Genomic DNA, 2,052 nt, shown 5'->3' with positions numbered 1-2,052 from the left:
CCACGAGCATGGGCCCCCGCCGCCCCCACCGCACGGCGCAGCTCCCCGGCACGCCCGGCACGGCCGGATGGCTGCCCTGTGCGTGGGCGGCGGCGTGGCGGCCGTGGAACCCCGCGCCACGTCGCCGCCCACGTGCAGCAGCTCCTGGTGGTGCCAGGGTGGGGCGAGGTGGACGCACAAGACCGCGTCCGTCGCGCCCGTCCCGATGCGCTCGCACGCGAAGACACGATTGCTGCTCTCCGCCACCGCCGCGCGGTCCTGCCGGTGGGGGAGGCCTCGACCTACCTCCGTCTGCCTCCACGTACGAGAGGGGCGAGGGGCTGTCCTTCACGGCGACATCGTCCCCCGTGCCACGGAAACGGCGAAGGAAGATCAGCGTGCCGAGGTGATCAGGCTCCTCACACGTGAAGACCCTTTCCGCCGAGCAGGCGGTAGAGGCCTTCACGTGCTGCGGCGACTAACCGTGCACCACCTCGATGGTGGCGATGATCGGATTGTCGACCTTCTTCGTCGCTTCAATGGTCACCGCACCGTTCGTAGCGTCCACGGGTACCTGCACGATGTAGGGCTTGCCACGCCCCACCTTGGCGAAGATGTCGAGGTTCGTGGCGACCACCTTGCCGTTGACCTTGACGTCGAAGACGCGCTGACCGGCGCGGGTGAAGGTGGGCTCCACGAACGTCAATCGAGCCGTGTTCGGGTAACCGATGTACTGGTCGGTGACACGTGCTTCGTAGCGTGACCAGCCCCATCGACTTGTCTTCTGCTCCTCACTGAGCCCTGGGAAGTCCGCGTAGTGCACGCTGCCCTTGTCGTAACCAGAGTCACCCTCCCACCCGCGCGTCGGCGCAGCTGCTCCAGCGTCGATGAGCGCCCAGGTGGGGTCCTCAAAGTCGAACAGGCCGGATTGACCGGTGCATCCCAGGCCGGTGCTTTGTTGGTAGTGCCTGTACCGGTCGAAGTGATTGGACCACTCGCACTCCACGGTGGACCAATTCGTCGCCTCCTGCGCTCCATGGGTGCCGACCGTGGTCACCTGATACCGGGTGATGTAGACCTCGCCGGAGTTGCCGCACTGTGCCCCCGCGGTCATCTCGAACGTCATCGAGTTGCTCGCAGTGATGCTCTTCCACACCGGTCCGCCGGAGCTGCAGGTGTCGTAGGCGGGCAGCTCGCTGACGGAGTACGCCGCTCCGACGGGCTGGCCCGGCACCGGCGCCCAGGAGACGGTGACGGCCTTGGAGTGGTTGGCTTCAAAATCCTTCTGGGTGGAGGCAGGCGCAGCGATGATCGTGCTGACCGGCTTCAGTGGCGTGACCGTCAGGGGCGCGGTGCGCGTGTTGTTGGACTCGTTGGCCTCGCCCTTGATGCGGTTGACGTCGTCCACCGTCGCGCCGAGCGTGAACTGCCCGGTGCCGGCCTGCCAGTACGAGGAGCCGGCAGGTCCGCCCGTGGCCCGGATCACGCGCGAGGCGCCGGGGGCGAGGGGGTCGCGGGAGGTGTCGTCCCACGTGACGGCCCGGCCGTTGACGGTGAAGGCGACGCCGTGGGCGATGCCGGCCGGCGTCGCGGCGGTGCCCGCGTTCTTGATGGTGGCCTCGAAGGCCACGTACGAGCCGGTGGCCTGCACGCCCGGTTGCGCCGGTCGCACGTCGGTGACCACCAGGTCGTAGGCCGCGGCCTGCGCCGGCGCGGCCAGCGCCACCCCGGCACCGGCCAGCGCTGCCGCCGACACCGCTGCCGCTAGTCGCCGCACGCTCGATCTGGACATGACGAAGCTCCCCACCACGCGATCACGCGGTGCGAGCCGATCCCTCACCGCCACCTCCCTGGCGGCGCACATGCAACTCTCAACGATCATCCAGGGTCAAGAGCGGCCTTGTCCCCCCTTCGGGGGTGGTCATGGGACTCGAGGCTCCGTCCGCGCTCAGGACGTCCGGCGCTCCACCGGCCGGCCTCCCCGGTACGCCGGCTCGTCGCAGGAGCAGGAGCATCGAGCCGAGTCCGGGGCGCCGACACGCGTCACGGGGTGCGGCGGGTCGGGTGGCTCAG

At 69.3% G+C, this 2,052-nt stretch carries 1 protein-coding gene; it reads right to left on the bottom strand.

The features are described 5' to 3' along the window. Nucleotides 1–457 precede the first annotated feature (457 nt). The gene (locus GTR00_RS19750; RefSeq protein ID WP_166613255.1) at nt 458–1,771 is read right to left on the bottom strand and encodes a malectin domain-containing carbohydrate-binding protein; all 1,314 of its coding nucleotides are present in this window, start codon (nt 1,769–1,771) and stop codon (nt 458–460) included. Between the last annotated feature and the right edge of the window lie 281 nt (nt 1,772–2,052).

It is taken from the genome of Kineococcus indalonis, assembly GCF_009906395.1.
GTDB classification, from domain to species: Bacteria; Actinomycetota; Actinomycetes; order Actinomycetales; family Kineococcaceae; genus Kineococcus; species Kineococcus indalonis.
Note: the sequence above shows the minus strand (reverse complement) of the source record. Positions and strands in the feature narration are given on the sequence as shown.

What these genes read in the sequence shown, in the direction of transcription:
- GTR00_RS19750 (WP_166613255.1), bottom strand. Translation starts at nt 1,771, where the DNA reads ATGTCCAGATCGAGCGTGCGGCGACTAGCGGCAGCGGTGTCGGCGGCA.